Below are 21,245 nucleotides of genomic sequence, written 5' to 3' on the forward strand. Positions count from 1 at the left end.
CCGGCCGGAGCATGGTCCAACTCTGTGCCGTCACGGCGCGGATGTCAACACCATTACGAAATCCGCCCGGCCGGGTCTGCCTGACGAAAGTACCGCGGGGCCGGGCGGTGGTATTTCCGGTTCCGTCCAGGACGGGGGTCGAGGTCACGGGGACCATCGGCCCCGGGCACGCAGGATCGGGAGCACACCCTCCCCGAACCAGTACGCCTCCTCCAGGTGGGGATACCCGGAGAGCACGAACTCGGTGACGCCGACCTGGTGGTAGGTCTCGATGAGGTCCGCCACCTCGTGGTGGCTGCCGACGAAGGCGGTCCCGGCGCCGCCGCGGACCAGCCCGATCCCCGCCCACAGGTTCGGGAAGATCTCCAGCTTCGCGGTCGACCCGTTGTGCAGCGCGAGCATCCGGCGCTGGCCCTCGGACTCGCTGCGCGCCAGCTGCTCCTGCACCGCCGCGACCGTCCGGGCGTCCAGGCCGGCGATCAGGCGGTGCGCCGCCGCCCAGGCGTCCTCGGCGGTGTCCCGGGTGATGACGTGGGCGCGCAGCCCGAAGCGCGGCGCCCGCCCGGCCGCCTCGGCCCTGGACCGGACCTCGGCGAACTTGGCGGCGACGGCGTCCGGCGGTTCGCCCCACGTCAGGTAGACGTCGGCGTGGCGCGCGGCCACCTCGACCGCGGCCGGCGACGAGCCCCCGAAGTAGATCTCCGGTGGCGGGTCGGGGAGCCGCGACAGCCGCGCCCCGCTCAGCCGCACGAAGCGGCCGTCGACGTCCACGGTCCGTCCCCGCCACAGATCGGAGAGCACCGACAGGTACTCGTCGCAGCGGGCGTACCGGTCGTCCTTGTCGAGGAAGTCGCCGTAGCCGCGCTGTTCGTCCGCCTCGCCGCCGGTGACGACGTTGAGCAGCAGCCGCCCGCCGGAGAGCCGTTGGAACGTGGACGCCATCTGTGCGGCCAGCGTCGGCGAGACCAGCCCCGGCCGTACGGCGACCAGGAACTTCAGCCGCTTCGTCGCCTCGACCAGCATCGCCGTGGTCAGCCAGGCGTCCTCGCACCACGAACCGGTGGGGGTCAGGGCGCCGGCGAAGCCGAGCTGCTCGGCCGAGCGGGCGATCTGGCCGAGGTACTCGAGTGTCGGCGGCCGGCCGCGGGTGCTCGCCGTGGCTGGTGCGCCGTGCCCGCCGCCGACCACGTCGCGCGCGTCGCCGGAGGTGGGCAGGAACCAGTGGAAGGTCAGGGACATGCGTGGGCTCCCGGCGGAGGGGACGTGGCGTCGGCATTCGCCACGTCAAGGCCACCAGGTGGGACGGGACCGGATCTCGGGCGACCGGATCGTGACGAGGCGGCGCGGGAGCGGTCGGACGCCCTGGCGGCCGGCGTGGCCGAGGAGCGTCTCAGGAACAGCGCATGCTGCCGCTGCGCGCGAGGTCGACGGCGAGACGTCGGATCAATCTCAACTTCATCGACACGGAAAGTAGTATTTGCCGAGAGAGAGCCGCCGTCAACCGCCGACCGGAGGTCGCGGTGACCCACAACGTGCCAGTGGCCCACAACGTGCCGGTACAGCCGGCGGAGCACGGTTCGCTCGCCGCCGACTGGGAGCCTCGGGGCGAGGCCGACTGCCGGGTACGGACGATCATGGATCGGGTGGGTGACAAGTGGTCGGTCGCGGTCGTCACCGAGCTCACCGCCGGCCCGCGGCGCTTCAGTGAGCTGAAGCGGGCGCTGCCCGGCATCAACCAGCGCATGCTGACCAGCACGCTGCGCGTCCTGGAGCGGGACGGGCTCGTCACCCGCACGGTGTACCCGCAGGTGCCCCCGCGCGTCGACTACGAGCTCACCGGCCTGGGGTGAACCCTGCTCGACACCGTCGCCTCGCTGCTCGACTGGGCCGAGCGCAACGCCGACGGGATCGACGAGGCCCGTCGGCGCTACGACGCCCGCGGTTAGTCCGCTAGTCCGCGGATGCCGCGACGGCAGCCCCTACGACGGCAGCCCCCGCGACGGCCGGTGCCGCGGGTGGGCGGCGGAGAACCAGGGAGCCCAGGAAGGCCACGCCGACCGAGATGAGGCCGCAGATGACGGCGGCGAAGAGGCCGGCGTCCGCGCCGCTGCGTGCGGTCTCGGCGAAGAAGAGTGCCCCCACGCCGGAGACGCCCAACGCCGAGGCGAACTGCTGCGTGGTGGTGAGGACGCCGCTCACCGTCCCGCTGATGTCGGGGGGAGCGGCCGCCATGACACTCGCGGCCAGGGCCGGGATCACCAGGCCGTTGCCGATGCCGGCGAGCATCAGCAGCGGGGTGAGCTCGTAGGCGGTCATGCCGGTGCCCTCGACCGACACCGCCACCGCGATTCCGACCAGGGACAGGGCGGTGGTGAGCGCCCCGGCGGTCAGCACCCGCGGCCCGTACACGGTGACCAGCCGGCGCGCCGCCAGCGAGGAGAACGCGAAGACCACGCCGAGCGGCGCGAACATCAGCCCGGCGTTCAGCGGGGAGCGGTGCTGGCCCACCTGCAGGAAGATCGTCAGGGCGAGTAGGAAGCTGCCGAAGAAAAAGAAGTACCCCGCGCTCATCACCATGCCGCCGACGACCGCCCGGGACCGCACCACGGCCGGCGGGATGATCGGATGCCCGCCGGAGCGCGCCAGCCGGGCCTCCCAGGCCCCGAACCCGCCGAGCACCACGATCCCAGCGGCGAGCGCGAGCCACGTCCACAGCGGCCAGCCCTCGTCGCGGCCGAGGGTGAGCGGGATGAGGACGAGCCCGATGCCGAGGGTCAGCGTGCCCAGCCCGACCGGGTCGAGCCGCTCCGCCCGAGCCGCGCGCGACTCGCGGACCAGCCGCCGCGCCCCGACGAGCGCCGCCAGCCCGATCGGCACGTTGACCAGGAAGATCGGCCGCCAGCCGAGGCCGAAGATGTCGAGGTCGAGCAGCACCCCGCCGAGCACCTGACCGCAGACCCCGCCGAGCCCGATCGTCACGCCGAAGAACGCGAACGCCCGCGGCCGCTCGGCCGGCGGGAAGGTCACGCTGATCAGCGCGAGCACCTGGGGCACCATGGCCGCGGCACCGACGCCCTGCAGCAGCCGGCCGCCGATCAGCACCGCCTCGTTGGGCGCGAGCCCGCACATGGCCGACGCGGCGGTGAAGACCGCCATCCCGAGCAGGTAGATCCGGCGGCGGCCGAACCGGTCACCCAGCCGGCCGCCGGTGACCAGCGCGGCGGCGTAGGTGAACGAGTAGCCGCCGACGACCAGCTCAAGCCCGGCGTTGGACGCGTGCAGGTCCGATTCGATGCTCGGTGCCGCGACGTTGACGACGAACACGTCGAACAGGCTCATGAAGCTGGCGATCAGGATCACGGGCAGCGCCCGCCACCGCCGCGGATCGACGCCCGCCTCGTCCACCGCCGCCACGGTGCTGGACGGCGGTGCCCCGGCGGCCCGGGCGTCGCCGTCCCCGCCGCTCGCGCCGGCTGGATCCATCTCTGTGACCTGGGCCTTCGTCATCTGGTTCCTTCCGCGACAGGCGCCGGACCGCCCGCCGAACCACAGCCCCGCACCCGCGGACCTGTCGCGCACCTCATCGGTGACAGCGAAGTCCACACCGGACGTCGGCATTCCCGGCCCCGGCCGGCCGGACGTGCGCGAGTTTCCGCCCGCGACGGCCCCGGGCCGGCCTTTTCTCTGCGGCGGCGCAGGTCATTGGCCTGCGCCGGGTTTGGCGGACGGCATGGTGACTCCGGACACACACCGGACGCGGCCGCGTCGTGGCAGAGTCGTGGGCTGGTGATCGCGCGGCGGCGCGGTGGCGGTGGGTGCGGCTGTGGTGGAGAGGAGCCTGATCTCGTGGAGTACGTCAAGCTGGGGTCGACCGGCCTGGAGGTCTCCCGGGTCTGCCTGGGCTGCATGAGCTACGGCACCCCGGGGGAGGGGAACTGGCCGTGGTCTCTTGACGAGGACGCGTCGCGGCCGTTCTTCCGGCGTGCGATCGAGGCGGGGATCAACTTCTTCGACACCGCGAACGTCTACTCGCTGGGCCGCAGCGAGGAGATCACCGGCCGGGCGCTGAAGGACTTCGCCCGCCGGGACGAGATCGTGCTGGCCACCAAGGTCCACTCCCGGATGCGGTCCGGCCCGAACGGGGCCGGCCTCTCCCGCAAGGTGATCATGCACGAGATCGACGCGAGCCTGCGGCGCCTCGGCACGGACTACGTCGACCTCTTCCAGATCCACCGCTGGGACGAGACGACGCCGATCGAGGAGACGCTCGAGGCGCTGCACGACGTCGTGAAGGCCGGCAAGGCCCGTTACGTCGGCGCCTCGTCGATGTACGCCTGGCAGTTCACCAAGGCGTTGTTCATCTCCGAGCGGCACGGCTGGACCCGTTTCGCGACGATGCAGAACCACTACAACCTGCTCTACCGGGAGGAGGAGCGGGAGATGCTCCCGCTGTGCGCGGACCAGGGGATCGGCGTGATCCCGTGGAGCCCGCTGGCCCGCGGCCGCCTCACCCGCGACTGGGACGCCACCACGACCCGCGCCGAGTCCGACCCCTTCGCCCGCGCCTTCTACCAGGACGACGACCGGCTGATCGTCGAGGAGGTCGCCCGCATCGCCGACGAGCGCGGCGTGAGCCGGGCCCAGGTGGCGCTGGCCTGGGTGTCACGCAATCCCGTCGTCACCGCGCCGATCGTCGGCGCCACGAAGCCCGGGCACCTCGACGACGCGCTCGCCTCCCTGGAGCTGACCCTCACCGACGACGAGGCCGCCCGGCTGGAGGCCCCGTACCGCCCACGGCCCGTCACCGGCATCCAGGTGCCGCAGCGGCGACGGCTCTGACGTCCGGCTGAACTCGTCAGGACACGTGCGGTGGCCCCGCGGCGAGCCGCGACACCCGGCGCGGACAGGATCGCGAGTGTCCTGCGCCCGGAAGGCGGCCGCCTCGCCCCTCGGTCGCGCCGTCGCCCCGGGGCGGGGTTGCTGACCCATCCGGTCCGGCTCGTCGTGCTGGGTTTCGCGGTCACGGTGGCGGTGACGGCACTGCTCCTGCTCGCACCGGTCGCGACCGAGTCCGGCCGGACGACGTCGCCGCTGGTCGCCGTGTTCACCGCGACCGGAGCCGCGAGCGGGGCGCTCGCCGTCGTCGACACCGGCGCCCACTGGACCACCTTCGGCGAAGTCGTGATCATGGGGGCGGTCCAGCTGGGCGGGCTCGGGTTCATGACCTCGGCGTCGCTGCTGGGACTGCTGGTGTCGCGCCGGCTGGGTGTGCGGATCCGGCTGCTGACCGCCGCCGAGACCCAGTCGTTCGGTCTCGGCGACGTGCGTCGGGTGGTGCGCGCGGTGGCCCTGGTGACCTTCACCGTCGAGGCCGTGATCGCCGCGGTGCTGTTCCTGCGGCTGTGGCTGACCTATGACAGGTCACCGGCCCGCGCCGCCTACGAGAGCGTGTTCCACTCGATCACCGCGTTCAACAACGCGGGCCACTCGCTCTACGGGGACAACCTCGTCGGCTTCGCGGCCGACCCGGTGATCATCCTGACGGTGGCCGGCGGTGTGATCCTGGGCGGGCTCGGGTTCCCGGTGCTGTTCGAACTGCGGCACGAGCTTCGGACACCCCGGTACTGGTCCCTTCACACCAGGGTGACGCTGCTGGGATACGGGATTCTGACCGTCGCCGGCACGATCGCCGTCGCGGCGACGGAGTGGCGCAACGCCGCGACACTGGGGGAGCACGGCGTCGGCGACAAGCTGCTCGCGGCGTTCTTCGCCAGCACCACCGCGCGCACCGCGGGCTTCAACTCGATCGACTACGCGGACGCGGACGCGAGCACGCTCGTCGTGACCGACGTGCTGATGTTCATCGGCGGCGGCAGCGCGAGCACCGCCGGCGGAATCAAGATCACAACATTCATGATCCTCTTCTACGCCATCCTGGCCGAGGCCCGCGGCGACGAGACGGTGGACGCGTTCGGTCGCCAGATCTCCCCGGCCGCGCTGCGCCAGGCGCTCGCGGTCGCGCTGCTCGGCGTCGCGCTGCTGGTCGTCGGCACGTTGTGCCTGCTCTCGGCCAGTGACCACACCCTCGACCAGGTGCTCTTCGAGGTAACCTCCGCCTTCGGCAGCGTCGGCCTGTCGACGGGGATCACCGACGAGCTGCCCGCGTTCGGGCAGTGCGTGCTCATCATGCTGATGTTCATCGGCCGGACCGGGCCGATCGCCGTCGCGTCGGCGCTGGCGCTGCGCGAACGGCGGCGGCTGTACCGCCTACCGGAGGAAAGGCCCATCGTTGGCTAGCCGACATTCCGAGGACGGCGTCCTCGTCATCGGTCTCGGTCGTTTCGGAAGCACCCTGGCCGAGACCCTGCAGGAGCTGGGACATCACGTGGTGGCCGTCGACTCCAACCACGACCTGGTCCAGCGCTGGTCCGGGAAGCTCACCCACGTGGTCGAGGCGGACGCCACCAGCGAGGAGGTGATGCGTCAGCTCGGCGCGCACGAGTTCCGGCAGGCGGTCGTCGCGATCGGCACCGGGATCGAGGCCAGCGTGCTGGCCACCGGTGTCCTCCTCGACCTGTCCGTCGCCGAGGTCTGGTCGAAGGCGATCACCCGCGAGCACGGCCGCATCCTGGAACGCATCGGCGTCAACCACGTCGTCTATCCCGAGCGGGACGCCGGTGAGCGGGTGGCCCACCTGCTGACCGGCCGGCTCATCGACTTCCTCGAGCTCGACGACAACTACGCGATAGCGAAGCTGCGCGCTCCACGCGCGATCTGCGGGCGGGCGCTGGAGAAGACGGCGCTGCGCAGCAGGTACGGGATCACCATCGTCGGAGCGAAGAAGCCCGGCGGCGAGTTCACCCACGCCGAGGCCGGAACGGTCCTCGACGTGGGTGATCTCGTGGTGATCGCCGGAAGGACGGACCGGGTCGAGAGCTTCGCCGCCGAGATCGGCGGATCCTGAGACCGCTCGCCCGCGGTGGTGAGGCATCGCGGTGGTCAGGTGTCGCGGTGGTCAGGCGTCGTGCCGGGCGAGGAGCAGGCCGCCGGTGAGGAGCGCGGCCAGCGCCCACAGCGTGAGCACGCCGAGTCCCTGCCACGGTCCGATCGGCACGGCGTCGACGTCGCCGGTGGCCTGGACGGCGAGCCCGGCGCTCATCGGCCCGGTCTGCTGCAGGTGCCGCCGCCAGCCCGGGTCGGTGACCACCTGGGCGATGATCGGGAACACGTACAGCAGTCCCAGGACGATCCCGGACGCGGCCGCCGGGTTCCGCGCGGCGGTGGCCGTTCCCAGGCCCAGCAGGCCGATGAGGACGAGGTACAGCACGGAACCGACGGCCGCCCGGGGGACGACCTCGTGCTCGGGAAGGACGAACCACCCGACGGTCAGGGACCCGAGGACGGCGGGCACGGCCGTCACCGCGACGACCCCGGCGACGACGACGGCCTTGGCGGCCAGGACAGCCGTCCGCCGGGGCAGCGCGGTGAGCGTGACCCGGACCATCCCGGTGCTGTACTCGTCGCCGATCACCAGGACCGCGAGGACGGCGACGACGGCCTGACCGACCTGGACCCCGGTGAGGCTCAGTCTCGTCAGGTCCTGCCCGCAGCCTCCCGGCGCGCACCCGGTCGCCGCGGCCACCGCGGCGCTCGACCCGACCGTGCTCACGATCACGGCGAGCGCCAGCCCGAGCGTGCCGGGCGAGGTCCGCAGCTTGGTCCACTCGGCGTGCAGGGCCGATCTCACGCGCTCCTCCGCCGGAGAAGGACGGCGGCCGTGCCCAGGGCGAGGGCGGCCCACCCGGCGAGCACCCCGAAGCCGGCCCACGGGGCGAGGGGGAAGTACCCGTTCGCCGGCGTGTAGAGGTTGGCGACCTGCGGATACCGCGTCGCCGTCTGCTGCAGCGCGAACGCCGCCGCCGGGCTCACCCGCAGCAGCCACCGCGCGGCCCCGTCCGGCAGGACGGTCATGGCCAGCAGATACGGCAGGACGAGCACGGCGACGGCGGTCGCCACCGCGGTGACACCGCGCCGCAGCAGCGCCCCCAGCCCGAGCGCCAGCACCGCGGCGACGGCGAGCAGCGCGGCGGTCCCGACGATCACGCGCAGCTCGGTCGGCGTCGTCGCGGGGTGGACGTAGACGCCGTTGCCGCGCAGCACGCGCTGGCCGAGGACGACGGCGACGGCGGCGGCGACCAGGCCGGTCACGAACGCGACGGCGCCGACCACGACGGCCTTCGCGGCGAGCAGCCGGCCGCGGCGGGGGCTGGCGGTCAGGGTGGTCCGGATGAGGCCGCAGCGGTACTCCGCGGTGATGAACCCGGTGCTGACGACGGTCACGACGAGCAACATCACGAAGGTTCCGACGAGGGTCCGGGCGAGGGACACGCCGATACCGGCCGCGCCGGCGACGGCCGGGGCGATGTCGCCGGAGCCGGTCACCGTGAACACGCCGCCGGCGCGTTCGAGATCGCCGCCGGGAACCCGCGGTGCGGGCCCCGGCATGCCGACGTTCTCGCCCTCCCACGCCGGCCGCGCCACCTGGCCGGGCGCGCCGGCCGAGCGAGCCTCGTCCCGCACGAGGAGGTGGTCGAAGGTCCCGGTCGCCTCGGTCGGGCCGCCCGCGGTGCCGGCGCCGAGCGATCCGCCGACCCGCTCCGCGTGCTGCGGGGACGTCGTGACCAGCCCCGCCTCGACCGTCGGCGGCAGGCCGGCCAGCCGCACGGAGCCGACCGTGGTCCACGTGGTGCCGTCCGGCGACTCGGCTCCGGCCACGGTGTCGCCGGTACGGGTGAGCCGCAGCCAGCGCGGGGAGTCGGTGCTGACCGGGCCGGGCGTCCCGGCACGGTCGTGGGTGTAGTCGTACTGCATCCGAACGCCGTGGCCGCCGGTGACCAGGACCGCGGCGTAGGACGAGCCCTGCGCCGTGCCCGCCTTGAGGATGAGCCCGGCCTTGGACCACGGCACGACGGCCGGGCGCGACCCGTGCGGAGACGCCCCTGGCGTGGCCGCCTCGCGTGCAGACGCCTCGTGGGGAGACCCGTCGTCCGGTGGCGGCCCGTCCGGGCCAGGGTCCAGCAGGCGGCTGGTGAGCGAGGTGACGCGGACGGTGATGCTGCCGTCCCCGGTGAGCGGGCGGTGCGCGAAGGCGAAACTGTCGACGACGACCTCCCCGCCGGGCCCGACCGGCGGCAGGCACTCCGACCCGGGCCCGTTCCGGCCGCACGAGCCCTGCATGCCTGGCAGCAGGCCCAACAGGATCGTCGCGCCCGCGGCCGTGACGGCCGCCACGACCCAGCCGCGGACGGTGCGGAACTTCGTGAACTCGGCGCGCAGCACCTGGCCGAAGGCGTTCATCGGGCCCGCGCCGGGTCCACGGCGCGGAACTCGACCTCGTCGCGGGTGAGCGCCAGATAGACGTCCTCCAGCGTCGCCCGCCGCGCCCCCGGCGCGGTGGCCAGCAGGTGAGCCACCGGCGCGTCGGCGATGACCTTTCCGCGCCCGACCACCACCACGTGGTCGGCGGTTTCCTGCAGTTCGCTCATCAGATGGCTCGACACCAGGACCGCGCGGCCCTCGGCGGCGAGCGCGCGCAGGAGCCGGCGCATCCACACGATGCCCTCCGGGTCCATGCCGTTGAACGGCTCGTCGAGCAGGAGCGCCGGTGGGTCGCCGAGCAGCGCGGCGGCGATCCCGAGCCGCTGCCGCATGCCGAGCGAGAAGCCGCCGGCCCGGCGCCGGGCGACCGCCCGCAGGCCGGCCTGATCGAGAACCTCGTCGACGCGCCGGGCGGTGAGGCCCTGCGAGTGGGCGAGCCAGAGGAGATGGTTGCGGGCGGTCCGGCCGGGCTGCAGCGCCGCGGCGTCGAGCAGGGAGCCGACGTGGCGCAGCGGGTCGCGCAGGCCGCGGTAGGGATGGCCGTCGACGAGGGCGTCACCGGCGTCGGCCCTGTCGAGGCCGAGGATGACGCGCATGGTGGTGGACTTGCCCGCGCCGTTCGGGCCGACGAACCCGGTGACCTGCCCCGGCCGAACGGCGAAGGTCATCCCGTCGAGGGCGACGGTTCCGCGGAACCGTTTGCGCAGCCCGTGCACAGTAATCATGGGTCCGGGTTCTACGCGTGCGCCGGTGTCATCCCGGTGCCGGTGGACGACACCGGGCTGACACCCGGGGCATGGCACCGTGAGGGGCGTGCGTGTTCTGGTGGTCGAAGACTTCGAGATCCTGGCCCGGACCCTGGGCACCGGGCTGCGCCGTGAGGGCATGGCGGTCGACGTGGTCCTCGACGGCGCCGACGCTCTCGATCACCTGGCGGTGACGCGGTACGACGTGGTGGTCCTCGACCGGGACCTGCCCGGCGTGCACGGCGACGAGGTGTGCCGGCGGATCGCCGCCGCGCACTCGGCGAGCCGGGTACTGATGCTGACCGCCGCGAGCACCGTCAGGCAGCGCGTCGACGGACTCGGTCTGGGCGCCGACGACTACCTGCCGAAGCCGTTCGACTTCGCCGAGCTGGTGGCCCGGGTCCGGGCGCTGGGCCGCCGTCCCGCCGTGGCGCTGCCGCTGATCCTCGAGAGCGGTGACCTGACCCTCGACCCGACCCGCCGGGTCGCGTCCCGCGCCGGGCGCCGCCTGGATCTGAGCCCGAAGGAGTTCGCGGTCCTGCAGTGCCTGCTCTCCTCGACCGGACGGCTGCTCTCCGCGGAGGAGCTCCTGGAACGGGTGTGGGACGAGACCGCCGACCCGTTCACGACCGCCGTGAAGACGACGATCCGCCGCCTGCGGGCCAAGCTCGGTGATCCCCCGGTGATCCACACGGTCCGCGAGGGCGGCTACCGGATCGGTGAGTCGTGACGCTCCGGTGGACGCTGCGGACGCAGCTCACCCTGCTCTACGCGGGCCCGTTCCTCGTGTCGGGCGTCCTGCTGCTCTCCGTGCCGATCCTGCAGACCCGCCAGTCCGTCCCCGTGGGAGTCCCGCCCGGCCTCGGGACGAGCGCCCCGCCCGGCCCGGACACGTCCCGTCTCCTCACCGTCTCCGCGGTCGCCCTCGCCGCCATGGTGGTGATTTCGATCATCCTCGGCTGGCTGGTGGCGGGCCGCTTCCTGCGCCCGCTGCGCACCATGACCGCGACGGCACGGGACATCTCCGCCACCAACCTGCACCGCCGGCTCGGGCCCCACCGGCGGCCCGGCGAGTTCACCGAGCTGGCGGGCACGCTGGACGACCTGTTCGAGCGGCTGGAGGCGGCGTTCGCGTCGCAGCGGCACTTCGTCGCCAACGCCTCCCACGAGCTGCGGACGCCCCTGACCGCCACGCGGACGGTGCTGCAGGTGGCCCTCGCCGACCCGGACGCGACGGTCGACTCGCTGCGGGCCGCCTGCCAGGACGTCCTCGCTCTCGGCGAAGCACAGGAGAGCCTCATCGAGGCGCTGCTCACGCTGGCCGGCGGCGAGCAGGGGGTGGAACACGGAGAACCGTTCGATCTGACGGTCGTCGCCCGCGGCGTCCTGCTGACCCGGCGGACCGGAGGCGTCGACGGCACCGGACGGGACGATGGCGTCGAGGGCGTCGAGGTGACCAGCGCGTTCGGCGCGGCGCCGACGGCCGGCGACCCACGGCTGGTCGAGAGCCTGGTGGCGAACCTGGTCGACAACGCGCTGCGGCACAACGTCCCCGGCGGACGAGTCGAGATCGTGACGGCGGCCACCAGGCACGGAGCACACCTCACGGTCCGCAACACCGGACCGGTCGTCCCACCGGACCAGGTCGAGCGGCTCTTCCAGCCGTTCCAGCAGCTCGGCGGCCAGCGGGTCCGGCGGGGGGCCGCCGGGCACGGCCTCGGGCTGGCGATCGTCCGCGCCGTCGCGGGCGCGCACGGCGCCACCCTGACCGCGCGCGCCCGGCCCGAGGGTGGCCTGGACATCGAGGTCCTCTTCCCTGGAGTCAGGATCCCCTGAGCCAGGCCTAAAGATCCACGCTGTCGTCGTCGACCGGGTCGTCGTCGACGAGGTAGGCGCCGCCGTCGTCGTCGAGGCCGAACGAGGCACCACCGGCTCCGGAGCCGGTGGTGCCGTAGTCCTCGGGGTGCTTCCACCCGCCGTCATCGGAGTGCTTCGCCTCGTGGCTCTCGTGATGCTCGTGGGTTCCGCCGGTCTCGTGGACCCCGTCGGTCTCGTGCGGGTCCGAGTCGTGGAGCTTCGTCTCCTCGGCGCCGGACGCGTCGTGGTGGGTGCCCGTAGCCGTCTCGGCGTTCGAGCCGTGGCCCGGGTCGAGGTCCCAGTCGTGGTCCCAGCCCTCGCCCCAGCCGGCGCCGTCGACGGAACCGGCGTCCAGGCCCGCGTCGCCGTGGCGGGTGACCGGGTCCGTCAGGTCCGGGTCGGCGTGATGCCCGGCATAGTCGTCGGCGTAGGCGCGGGCCCGGTCGAACTGGCTGGTGAAGATCGACATTCCTGCTCCCCGCGGGTCAGAAGGTGGATCAGAAGTCGACGAAACGGGGCGTGGCGACGGTATCCCGGGCGGCCCGGAGATGGTCCGCGATCGCGCCCCGCCCGACCCGGATCCCCGCCCCCGCGGGATAGCGTCGCAGCACGTCCAGCCGCGCGAGCCGGTACGCGACCGCGCGCAGCACCGCCTCCCGGGTGTGGACGGGCGCTCCGCGCAGCTCGGACGTCATCCGCCGCGCGGTCTCCCACCGTGGCGCGAACAGGTTCTCGGTGAGGACGTAGCCGAGCACCGGCAGGGTGGTCGAGACGAGGACGTTCCACCGGTCGAGCAGCGTCGCCCAGCCGCGCGCGGACTGCGCCCCCAGCTGCGCGGTCCGCTTCTCGCCCTGCGTGTAACGGCTGTAGGCCTGGGTCGCCCCCGACACCAGGAAGACCGGGTTCAGCAGCGCGGCGACGCCCAGGGAGACCGCCGTCCCGGTGTAGTTGGGGCGTGGCAGCGCCGCCGGGTCCAGGTCGAGCAGCCGGGTCGCCTGGGCGGCGAGCTGCGCGGTCTCCGCCGCCGCCCGCTGCACCGGCGTCAGCGCCGCCCGCAGCCGACCCTCCTGCGCCTTCAGCCAGGCGGGCTCGGCGCCACCGGTCACCGGTTCCAGCAGCAGGGCGTCGCGGTGGCGCACGAACGCGGGCAGCACCGAGCCGACCTGGTCGAGATGGCGCTGCAGCTCGACCAGGCCCTCCGCGAGGGTCGCGGCCGTCCGCGCCCGCGCCTCGTCGTCCGTGGGCTGTGGCACCGCCCGGCCCAGCTCGGCCGCGGTACCGTCACCGAGCAGCACGGCGTGCAACTCGTAGAACGGCCCGAAGATCGTATAGAGGAAGTAGTCCTCCTCCAGCCCGACGGCCGCCCGCAGCATGTCGGGGACGGCCCGCGGCCCCGCGGTGGCGTGCCGGCCGGCCACGATGTCGGTGTGCACCGCGCGGACCAGCTCGAGCTGGCCGACGATCGAGACCTCGGCGTCGCCGGTCGCCACCCGCAGACCGGCCCGCTGCTCCTGGGACGTCCCCTCGACCGCGCGCAGGGCCGTGAACGGCAGGCGCAGCTCCAGGCCGGGACCGCGGACCCGCAGCGCGTCCGGCCCGACCGCGCAGACGACCGGCCGGCCGTCGGCGAGCTCGGCCGGGTACGGGCCGTCCGCCAGGGTTCGCTCGGCGGCGGTGCGCAGCGCCGGATGCTCCAGCAGGCGCCGGCCGAACACCGCCGACTCGCTCTGCACCGTCACCGGGCCGTGCTCCGGGTCGACGACGACGAACCGCTCGGCCGACCCGGCGACGCGCAGCCGCGAGTCGAACAGGTCGAACCTGGCCACCACCCGGGCGCTGTAATGCTCCTGAAGCTCGAGGGCGGTGTCGTCGAGCACGCAGTCGACCCTGGTGACCTCGGCGTCTCCCGCCAGGCCCCGCGCCGACACCGGGGCCGACGTCCCGATGGCGGCCGGCGCGTCCGAGGCGTCCGCCCGTACCGTCCCCGTTCCCGCCGCCGTGAGGAAGGCGTGCAGCACCTGCGGGGTGACCAGGTGCAGGACGACTCCGGTGAGGAACCGGCCGTCCAGGACGGCGCCGCCGCTGACCACCGCGACACTCGGGCCGCCCGGGCCGACGCCGATTCGGTTCAGCGGCCAGTCGAGCAGCGCCCGCCCGCGGGCCCGCAGCTCCAGCCGCCCGCCCCGCACGACCACGTACGCCGTCAGCTCCCGTGGCGCGGCGACGGCTGGTGTCGCCTCCATCGCGGACGGCGCGGCCGCGGTGGGCTCGGCCTCGTACAGCGGTGTCACCGAGACCGCGCACGGGCTGACGAAGGACGTCGATGCCGCGTCCGCCAGCAGCGCGCCCCGCAGGCCGGTGAGCAGCGCGAGCGCCTCGGTCGGCAACGGTGCCACCGTGGACGCGGCGAACGCCCGTCCCGCCGGTAGCCGCAGGTCGACGACGAGGCGGCCGCTGTGCTCGACGAGCTCCACCGTCGCGCCCGGGTCGACGGCCGGCTCGAGCGCGGTCACGGTGGTGGCCCCACCGAGGACGTTCGTGTCATGGACGTAGGCCGCGGGGTGGTCGGTGAGCACCAGCCGGCGGCTGCCCATCCGGGAGAAGCCCTGCGATCCGTGCTCCCGGAGCGGGAACCACGCGCTGTCGAACACCACCTGCCCGCGGATCCGCTCCAGCCCGCCGGAGGCGGGCCCGCCTCCGGCCGGTCCGAGGGACGTCCGGCTGGCGGACGGCGGGTCGAGCGGCGTCGGATGCACAGGCGGGTCCTCGGTCTCGGGCTTCTCGTGTTCCTCGCCGGATGCGGCTCAGCGGTGGCTACAGCCGACGTTCACGGAGTGGAACCCTATCCGCACGTTAGCGCGGATCATCCCCATCGATGCCGGCCCCCTGTTCACCAGGTGCTGTCGACCAGGCCGGTGCCCAGATACACCTGGTCGAAGCCGTTGCCGTCGTTGTCGTCGGTGTAGGCGATCACGATCTGGCCCCACGGGTTGACGCCGAGCGCCGGCTCGTTCTGCTTGCCGGCGACGGTGCTGTGGACCCGCAGCCGGGGCAGCCGGCCGGTGACCGTGCCGTCCGGGTTGAGGCCCTGGGCGTGGACGTCGGTGGACTCGCCCCAGGACACCACCGCGTTGCGCTGGTCGTCGATGCCGGTCTGCGGGTCCGCCCCGGGCAGGACGACCTCAGGTCCGGCCGCGTTCGCCGCGCTGAAGGAACGGGCGCCGACCTGCGCGCTCCCGTTCTGGTCGGTCTCCCAGGCGACGACCTGGTCGCCGTTGAGGTTCGCGGCCACCGACGGGTGGAGCTGGTTCCCCGCGGTCGTCACGTCGGCGACGGACTGGGCCGCCTTCACCCCGCCCGAGGAGGTGAGGATCTTCCGGCCGATGTTGAACGACCCGTTGCCGTCACCGTCCTCGTCCCAGACGACGACGGCGTTGCCCGCGGCGTCCATCGCCACGTCGGGCCGGCGGTGGGTGCCGCCCGTCGCGTGCACCTGGACCTCGTAGGTCCTGGCCGACACCGACGCGAACCCGGACACCCGCACGGTCGGTGCCGCGGTGCCCTGGATGTCCTCGAACGCGACCGCGAACCCGGGGCCGTCCGGGTCCGCCGCGACGTGCGCGTTGAGCTGCTGCCCGTCGGCGTTCGCGTTGGCCTGGGCCGAGCCGGTCACCGTGCCCGCGGTGTTCACCGCACGCACGGCGATGTTGTAGTACCCGTTGCCGTCAGGGTCCTCCGCCCAGATGACCACCGCGGTGCCGTCCTCGCGCAGGGCGACGTCGGGCTGGACGTGCCGCCAGCCGCCGCTCCCGCCCGCCGACAGCTTCTTCTCGTACAGCGACGTCCCGTCGCGGTACAGGCGGAGGTACACCTCGGTGTGAAGGGTGTCCTCGGGGGCCGTGGTATCCCGGTCGTCCTCCCAGACCACGGCGGTGTAGCCGTTGCGGGTCGCGGACACCTCCGCGTTGTCCTGGTCGCCGGTGGCGTCGGAGTTGGCGGCCGTCCAGGTGACGTCGGCCGCCGTGGTCCCGTCCGCCGCCGCCGTGCCGACGAGCGCCCCGGCGAGGGTGACGGCCGCCGCGGCCCCGACGACCGCGACGCGGGTGCTGTGCCTGCGCATGCCTGCCCCGTTCACACCGTCTGGAGACCGGGGTTGCCGGCCTCGATCACGTAGCTCTGCACAGTGGTGGCCGCGCTGCCACGGACCGTGACCTGGTTGAGCGCGCGGAAGTCCACCGTCATCTGGGTGGGTGTGGTGACGGTGCGGACGTAGCCGCGCCGGTTCCAGTTGAACTTCACATGCGGGTTGAGGCTGGACAGGCCGGTCCCGGCACCGGCGCCGTCCCCGCCCGAGGTGATCGAGGTGGACACCAGCTCGGTGCCGATCACCTTGTTCTGGGTCGCGTAGTCGTCCATGATGTCGGCCGCCCAGTGCTGGTGGACGTCTCCGGTGAGCACGACCGTGCTGGTGTTGCCGCGGGCCTGCCAGCCCGCCTGGATCCGGCCGCGGTTGGCGGTGTAACCGTCCCAGGCGTCCATGCTCTTCGAGCCGTCGGCGGCGGCGAGGCGCTGGGCGAAGAACACCTGCTGGCCGATGATGTCCCAGGTACCCAGGCGCTGGCCGAGGCCGTCGAGCAGCCATGCCTCCTGCGTCGCCCCGGTCAGCGTGCGTGCCGGGTCGTCGGCCGCGGCGCAGACCTTCGTGCCGTCACCGCACGCCTGGTCGTCCCGGTGCTGCCGGGTGTCGAGCATGTGGAAGGTGGCCAGGCTGCCCCAGCGCAGGCGCCGGTAGAGCTGCAGGTTCTCGTTGACGGGAACCTGCGCCGACCGCAGCGGCATGTGCTCGTAGTACGCCTTGTAGGCGGCCGCCCGGCGGGCGGTGAAGTCGCCGGCCGGACTGGTGTCGTTGCGGACGAGGTCGGCGTAGTTGTTCTCGACCTCGTGGTCGTCCCAGACCGGTATCCACGGCGCGGCGGCGTGCGCGGCCTGCAGGTCGGCGTCGGACTTGTGGAGCGCGTGCCGGACGCGGTAGTCGGCCAGCGAGCTGATCTCGGCGCTGGGCACGTGCGAGCGCACGCCGGACCCGGCCGCGCCCTCGTAGATGTAGTCGCCGAGGTGCAGGATGAGGTCCGGGTTCTCCTCGGCCATCCGGCGGTAGGCGGTGAAGTAGCCGGCCTCGTAGTGCGAGCACGAGGTGAACAGCATCTTCAACGCGGGGCTGGAGCCGACGGCCGGGGCGGTCCGGGCCCGGCCGACCGGCGAGATCTGGCCGGAGGCGCGGAAGCGGTACCAGTACTCCCGGTTGGGCTGCAGGCCGCCGACCTCGACATGCACGCCGTGCGCCCAGGCCTGGACGGCGGAGACCGAGCCGCTGGCGGCGATCTGGGTGAAGTACTGGTCCGTGGCGACCTGCCACTCCACGGTGACGGCGCCGCTCGACATGCCGCCGAGCCCGTCCGCGGCGAGGGGCCTGGGCGCGAGGCGGGTCCACAGCACGAATCCGTCCGCGCTGGGCTCGCCCGAGGCGACGCCCAGCGTGAACGGATAGGAGGCGGCACGGGCCGCCGCGGCGCCCGCCAGCACCGTTCCCACGCCCGCAATTCCGCCGAGAACGACGGACCGTCGGCTCACCTGGCTCATGAATGATTCCTACGACCTGCCGAAGCAACCGGAGGTGCGATCCAGAAAGCGTTCACGGCCCGTTGGCCAGTGCGATCCCAGGTCCCGTCTCGACGGATCATCCGTCATCTGCTCGACGCCTGGAAAGGTCTATGCACACAGCACGGTTTATGGCAGGGGCACGGCCGCGGAAGAAACCAGGAGACGTGTTTCGCACCAGGCCCGCCCACGGCGGCGGGGGATTTCGGGTCGAGCGGCGTCGAGCCGTTCAGGCACATGGCCGCGTACTGCCCGTCAGGGGCCGGATTCCCGCGCCGCGGGTGTGAGATGGGCGGACTCGATCTGATCGAGGTGTCGGGTGCTGTTGTGCTTGACGAGCTGCCAGCGTGCCGCCCCGAACTCCGGCGCGCGGTGTGACCACCAGGTGATCGAGCAGTGCGCCACGGCGAAACCGACCCCTGGGCGCGACGGCAGCCGCAGGAACCGTGTGTGGGCGGCCTCGACGGTCTCGGCATGCGCGACGACGAGCACCCGCTGCTCCGGATGTCGTTCGATGATCTCTCCCAGAGCTGCCATCGCCCTGGCGAGGTACTGGTTCCAGCTTTCCGCGCCCTCGGCGAACGGCCGGTCCGGCTCGTCGCCGGGGCTGGCACCGAACGCGGCCCAGATCTCCGTCCAAGGCCGGCCGTCCGCGACGCCGTGCTGCGGCCCCGCCAGTGCCGGCTCGACGGTGACCGGCACGCCGAGCCCGCCGGTGGCGAGTTCCGCGGTCTCCCGGGCACGGCGCCTCGACGAGACGTAGACGGCGTCGAAAGGCTGGTCGTCGTGCATTCGGCGAAGCCGCCTGCCGAGCTGCCGCGCCTGGTCACGGCCGCGTTCCGTCAGTCCGGTGCAGCCGATCTCGCCGCCCGCGACACGTCTGAGATTGCAGTGCGCCTCACCGTGCCGCGCGAACAACAGATCCGTCTCCATCGCCGCGATACCCCCGTCTCGGAATGCGCCTGTCGCAGAGAGTGTCACTCACCACGCTGCGACGCGTACCGATTCGCGGAGGACGAATGCGCGAGCGGCTCAACGTCGGCACCTCAGCTGACGGAGCTGGGCGGGGAGCCTGGCGCCCAGGGATCGGGCGTGTACGCGGAGCCGGTGTCGCGTCGCCACTGCATCCATCGCTGGAGTTTGGTCAGGGGCGTGAATCCGCTCGCGGCGTAGTGGGCGTGCGCGTCTTCCGTCACCAACGTGAACTGTGAGATGCCGCGCAGCAGTCGATGCTGGAGCAGCCCGCACACCAGCCAGCGCCCAACACCTTTGCCACGATGGTCCGCATCGACGTAGACGTCGTCGATGAATCCGACGGCCACCCGGTCGGTCACGCAACGGGCGACTCCCCGCTGCCGACCAGCCGGATCGTAGACGCCCACGGTGAGGGAATGGTCGAGCGAGGTGTTCACAGCCTCCTGGCTGCGGCCACGCGACCAGGCGGCCTCCAGCGACAACCACCTCCACACCTGGTGGCGGTCCAGGAGCTCGGGACTGTCCGACAGCTTCCACCCCTCGGCCTGTAACGGCTGCCAGGGCGGGTTCGCCGGCCTGTCCAAAGAAGTGATCACGTTTTTCATTGTGTCGCCAGTCTCCCACCCGGGAGACTGGTCGAGGTGAAAGGCGCACGCGATTTCCACCGGTGGGTGGTGCGCCGGGACTTGCGCGCACCACCCACCGGTCGGGTCGTCAGGCGATGAGGTTCACGTTGAGAACCTGGCCGACCACCGGGTGACGTAGGAGGAAGCTGGTCGGGTGATACGTCCGCTGGCCCGCGACGTCGCATCTCACCTGGACGGTCGCGGTGCTGGGGACGGAAGGATTGGCGAAGACGACTGAGAAGCGCCCGCCCACGCCCGCCGAGGCGCCGTGCGACTCCCCGCCGCCGCTGATCAGCAGCGACTCGGCCGAGCCGATCCTGCACTGGACGGTTCCGGCGACCGCCAGCGGCCTGTCGTGGCGGCCTCGGTGGCCATGTGCAGCTGCTCGGCCTCGATGATTTGACGAGCCAGATCCTGTTCGGAAATGCAAATTTATAAATAAAAATGACTGATTCGTGGAAGGCGGTCCGGGAGGGTCGGGGTGGCTCACGATCCGGCGTCCCTGCTCCGCTCCCACGCCGAGCCACGCGGCGATGTCGTTCGTCGTCCACACGGGGACGTGGCTTAGTTGTGGTCACAGCAAAAGCCTGGCGGGTGCAGCTGATTTAACCCGCTACTGTGGGTTATACCTCCCAGCGGGGCGGCCCCGCCCGGTGTTAGCAGCACCGGAACGGGGCCTCGATCCGAACCCTGCCAAACCAGGAGCCCGAACCGTGCCATCCAGCATTCCACAACGCTCCGCCGTCTCCGCGATGTACTCCCACGTTCGCGCGCTCACGCTCGTCCCGACCGCCGTCGGCGGCCGGCTCGTGTCCGTGCGTGTCCTGCGTTCAGTCCTGCTCGCGATCGCCTACTACCTCGACGCGGCGGACTGGTCGGGAGCATTCCCGTCGATGCCCACGCTGGCCGCGCGGGCCGAGGTGTCCGTGTCCACCGCCCGGCGCGCGGTGCGCGGTGCGCGCCCTGGAGGCGGCCGGCGTCCTGGTCACCGAGCTCGGTGGCGGCCGCCGGTCGAACCGGTACCGCCTGGTCCGCCCAGCGCCAGCGCCAGCGCCGGTTCCGGTCCCGGTGGTCGGTGACGCGGTGGCGGGGGTCTCCGCCTGCCGTGCCGCGCTCGTCGCGGCCGGACGGGGCCGAACTGGTGGCGCCCGGTAGTAGGGCGCCGCGTTGGTCAGATTCTCCGGGTGGCGAAGCGCGCGGGCTCGCGCATGACGGTGGGGCGCCGGTCTCGGTGGCCTCGGGTCCTCAGCGCAGGGTCGAGGTGATCCACGACTCGCAGGTGTCGGCGCTCTGGTGGTTGGTGTCCCACTTGCAGCCCTGCCACCGGAAGGAGAGGATCTCCGACTGGACGCCGGCGATGGAACCCGACCACTCGACCGGGTCGCAGTCCCCGGAAAGATATTTGCTGCCCTCACGCGGGTTCCCCTGCGAATCCTGGTAGGCGTACTGGACGTAGATGCTCCAGGCGTCGCCGCAGGCGACATCCTTGACCGTGAAGGAGTTGCGGCCCTTCTCCAGGTTGGCGGTTCCACTGTTGAACCAGATCCAGCCGGCAGTGCCTCCGGCGCCGTGGAGGACGAGCTGGCTGGTCGTCCCGCCGTCCGGGTCGGGCGGCGGGCGGGTGGTGGGCGGCGCCGGTGCGGCTGGTGGCGCCTGCGGGGCCGGTGCCTGTGGGTTCGGTGTGGGGCCGGGGGTGGGCACGTCGCAGCAATGGCCGCAGGGCTTCCGGCACGCCGTCGAGGTCGGGCTCGGCGTTCAACCTGCGCAGCGCGGAGGTAACCGGCGTGTTCACCGGCGAGCCGGCGAACGGCTGGCGCCCGGTCGCGGCGAAGGCCACGCAGAGGGCCCACGCGAACACATCCGCCGCTGGCCCGGCGTGCTCGCCGAGGAGCTGTTCGGGTGCCATCCAGGCGGCCGTTCCGATGACGTTCCCGGTGTCGGTCAGTGCCGTCTCGTCGAGAGCGCGGGCGATACCGAACTCGATGACCGGGACACGTGGCGCGCA

18 protein-coding genes and 2 pseudogenes are annotated in these 21,245 nt (G+C 72.7%); 7 read left to right on the forward strand and 13 right to left on the reverse strand.

The annotated features are described in order from the left end of the window. Positions 1 to 144: 144 nt before the first annotated feature. Positions 145 to 1,239, reverse strand: coding sequence for an LLM class flavin-dependent oxidoreductase (locus E0504_RS45130; protein WP_020462300.1), 1,095 nt, complete (start codon positions 1,237 to 1,239; stop codon positions 145 to 147). A gap of 311 nt (positions 1,240 to 1,550) precedes the next feature. On the opposite strand from E0504_RS45130, the pseudogene E0504_RS45135 reads away from it, so the two are divergent. Next, positions 1,551 to 1,946 (forward strand): annotated as a pseudogene (locus tag E0504_RS45135) (winged helix-turn-helix transcriptional regulator). A gap of 4 nt (positions 1,947 to 1,950) precedes the next feature. On the opposite strand, the gene E0504_RS45140 reads toward E0504_RS45135, so the two are convergent. Further along, on the reverse strand, positions 1,951 to 3,507 hold the full coding sequence (locus tag E0504_RS45140) for an MFS transporter (RefSeq protein ID WP_235014297.1): 1,557 nt from the start codon (positions 3,505 to 3,507) through the stop codon (positions 1,951 to 1,953). Between the two features lie 339 nt (positions 3,508 to 3,846). Here E0504_RS45140 and E0504_RS45145 point away from each other — a divergent pair, with 339 nt between their 5' ends. From E0504_RS45145 to E0504_RS45155, 3 genes are all read left to right on the forward strand, one after another. Further along, positions 3,847 to 4,839, forward strand: a complete 993-nt coding sequence (locus E0504_RS45145) for an aldo/keto reductase (protein ID WP_112107676.1) — start codon at positions 3,847 to 3,849, stop codon at positions 4,837 to 4,839. 81 nt (positions 4,840 to 4,920) lie between these two features. Continuing rightward, positions 4,921 to 6,297, forward strand: coding sequence for a TrkH family potassium uptake protein (locus tag E0504_RS45150; protein ID WP_373694012.1), 1,377 nt, complete (start codon positions 4,921 to 4,923; stop codon positions 6,295 to 6,297). Next, a complete protein-coding gene (locus E0504_RS45155; protein ID WP_112107674.1) occupies positions 6,290 to 6,964 on the forward strand; it encodes a TrkA family potassium uptake protein in 675 nt (224 codons plus the stop codon). Before E0504_RS45150 ends, E0504_RS45155 begins: the two co-directional genes overlap by 8 nt. Before the next feature lie 51 nt (positions 6,965 to 7,015). On the opposite strand, the gene E0504_RS45160 is transcribed toward E0504_RS45155, so the two are convergent. From E0504_RS45160 to E0504_RS45170, 3 genes are read right to left on the reverse strand one after another with little or no spacing between them, the layout of a single operon-like run. Further along, entirely contained in the window at positions 7,016 to 7,747 is a 732-nt protein-coding gene (locus E0504_RS45160; protein WP_112107673.1) for an ABC transporter permease, read from the reverse strand. Continuing rightward, positions 7,744 to 9,357, reverse strand: coding sequence for an ABC transporter permease subunit (locus tag E0504_RS45165; protein ID WP_112107672.1), 1,614 nt, complete (start codon positions 9,355 to 9,357; stop codon positions 7,744 to 7,746). The genes E0504_RS45160 and E0504_RS45165 overlap by 4 nt, the downstream gene beginning before the upstream one ends. Further along, complete coding sequence (locus E0504_RS45170) at positions 9,354 to 10,103, reverse strand: ABC transporter ATP-binding protein (RefSeq protein WP_112107671.1); 750 nt, start codon at positions 10,101 to 10,103, stop codon at positions 9,354 to 9,356. Before E0504_RS45170 ends, E0504_RS45165 begins: the two co-directional genes overlap by 4 nt. Before the next feature lie 88 nt (positions 10,104 to 10,191). On the opposite strand from E0504_RS45170, the gene E0504_RS45175 reads away from it, so the two are divergent. Together E0504_RS45175 and E0504_RS45180 are read left to right on the forward strand one after the other, a co-directional pair. Next, positions 10,192 to 10,854, forward strand: coding sequence for a response regulator transcription factor (locus E0504_RS45175; RefSeq protein WP_112107670.1), 663 nt, complete (start codon positions 10,192 to 10,194; stop codon positions 10,852 to 10,854). Further along, the gene (locus E0504_RS45180; RefSeq protein WP_112107669.1) at positions 10,851 to 11,960 is read left to right on the forward strand and encodes a HAMP domain-containing sensor histidine kinase; all 1,110 of its coding nucleotides are present in this window, start codon (positions 10,851 to 10,853) and stop codon (positions 11,958 to 11,960) included. The genes E0504_RS45175 and E0504_RS45180 overlap by 4 nt, the downstream gene beginning before the upstream one ends. Before the next feature lie 7 nt (positions 11,961 to 11,967). On the opposite strand, the gene E0504_RS45185 is transcribed toward E0504_RS45180, so the two are convergent. The 6 genes from E0504_RS45185 to E0504_RS45210 all read right to left on the reverse strand — a co-directional run bounded on the left by E0504_RS45185 (position 11,968) and on the right by E0504_RS45210 (position 19,219). Then, positions 11,968 to 12,450: a hypothetical protein gene (locus E0504_RS45185; RefSeq protein ID WP_071065296.1), complete on the reverse strand. Its 483-nt coding sequence runs from the start codon at positions 12,448 to 12,450 to the stop codon at positions 11,968 to 11,970. 28 nt (positions 12,451 to 12,478) lie between these two features. Beyond that, positions 12,479 to 14,737, reverse strand: a complete 2,259-nt coding sequence (locus tag E0504_RS45190; RefSeq protein ID WP_131627564.1) for a hypothetical protein — start codon at positions 14,735 to 14,737, stop codon at positions 12,479 to 12,481. A gap of 134 nt (positions 14,738 to 14,871) precedes the next feature. Then, the gene (locus E0504_RS45195; RefSeq protein ID WP_112107667.1) at positions 14,872 to 16,101 is read right to left on the reverse strand and encodes a hypothetical protein; all 1,230 of its coding nucleotides are present in this window, start codon (positions 16,099 to 16,101) and stop codon (positions 14,872 to 14,874) included. Positions 16,102 to 16,112: 11 nt separating this feature from the next. Continuing rightward, positions 16,113 to 17,621 (reverse strand): alkaline phosphatase, encoded by a 1,509-nt coding sequence (locus tag E0504_RS45200; RefSeq protein WP_112107666.1) that lies wholly within the window; start codon positions 17,619 to 17,621, stop codon positions 16,113 to 16,115. A gap of 273 nt (positions 17,622 to 17,894) precedes the next feature. After that, positions 17,895 to 18,572, reverse strand: a complete 678-nt coding sequence (locus E0504_RS45205; RefSeq protein WP_131627566.1) for a histidine phosphatase family protein — start codon at positions 18,570 to 18,572, stop codon at positions 17,895 to 17,897. A 113-nt stretch (positions 18,573 to 18,685) separates the two neighbouring features. Continuing rightward, positions 18,686 to 19,219, reverse strand: coding sequence for a GNAT family N-acetyltransferase (locus tag E0504_RS45210; protein ID WP_071065319.1), 534 nt, complete (start codon positions 19,217 to 19,219; stop codon positions 18,686 to 18,688). Between the two features lie 734 nt (positions 19,220 to 19,953). Between E0504_RS45210 and E0504_RS45220 the strand changes: the two genes are divergently transcribed. After that, entirely contained in the window at positions 19,954 to 20,319 is a 366-nt protein-coding gene (locus tag E0504_RS45220; protein WP_131627568.1) for a hypothetical protein, read from the forward strand. A 166-nt stretch (positions 20,320 to 20,485) separates the two neighbouring features. Here the strand turns inward: E0504_RS45220 and E0504_RS53040 are convergent, their stop codons facing one another. Both E0504_RS53040 and E0504_RS53045 read right to left on the reverse strand, forming a co-directional pair. After that, positions 20,486 to 20,941 (reverse strand): hypothetical protein, encoded by a 456-nt coding sequence (locus E0504_RS53040; RefSeq protein WP_235015118.1) that lies wholly within the window; start codon positions 20,939 to 20,941, stop codon positions 20,486 to 20,488. Between the two features lie 58 nt (positions 20,942 to 20,999). Continuing rightward, a pseudogene (locus tag E0504_RS53045) lies at positions 21,000 to 21,224 on the reverse strand (protein kinase); the annotation flags it as partial. Positions 21,225 to 21,245: the final 21 nt, after the last annotated feature.

This window comes from Parafrankia sp. BMG5.11, assembly GCF_004337455.1.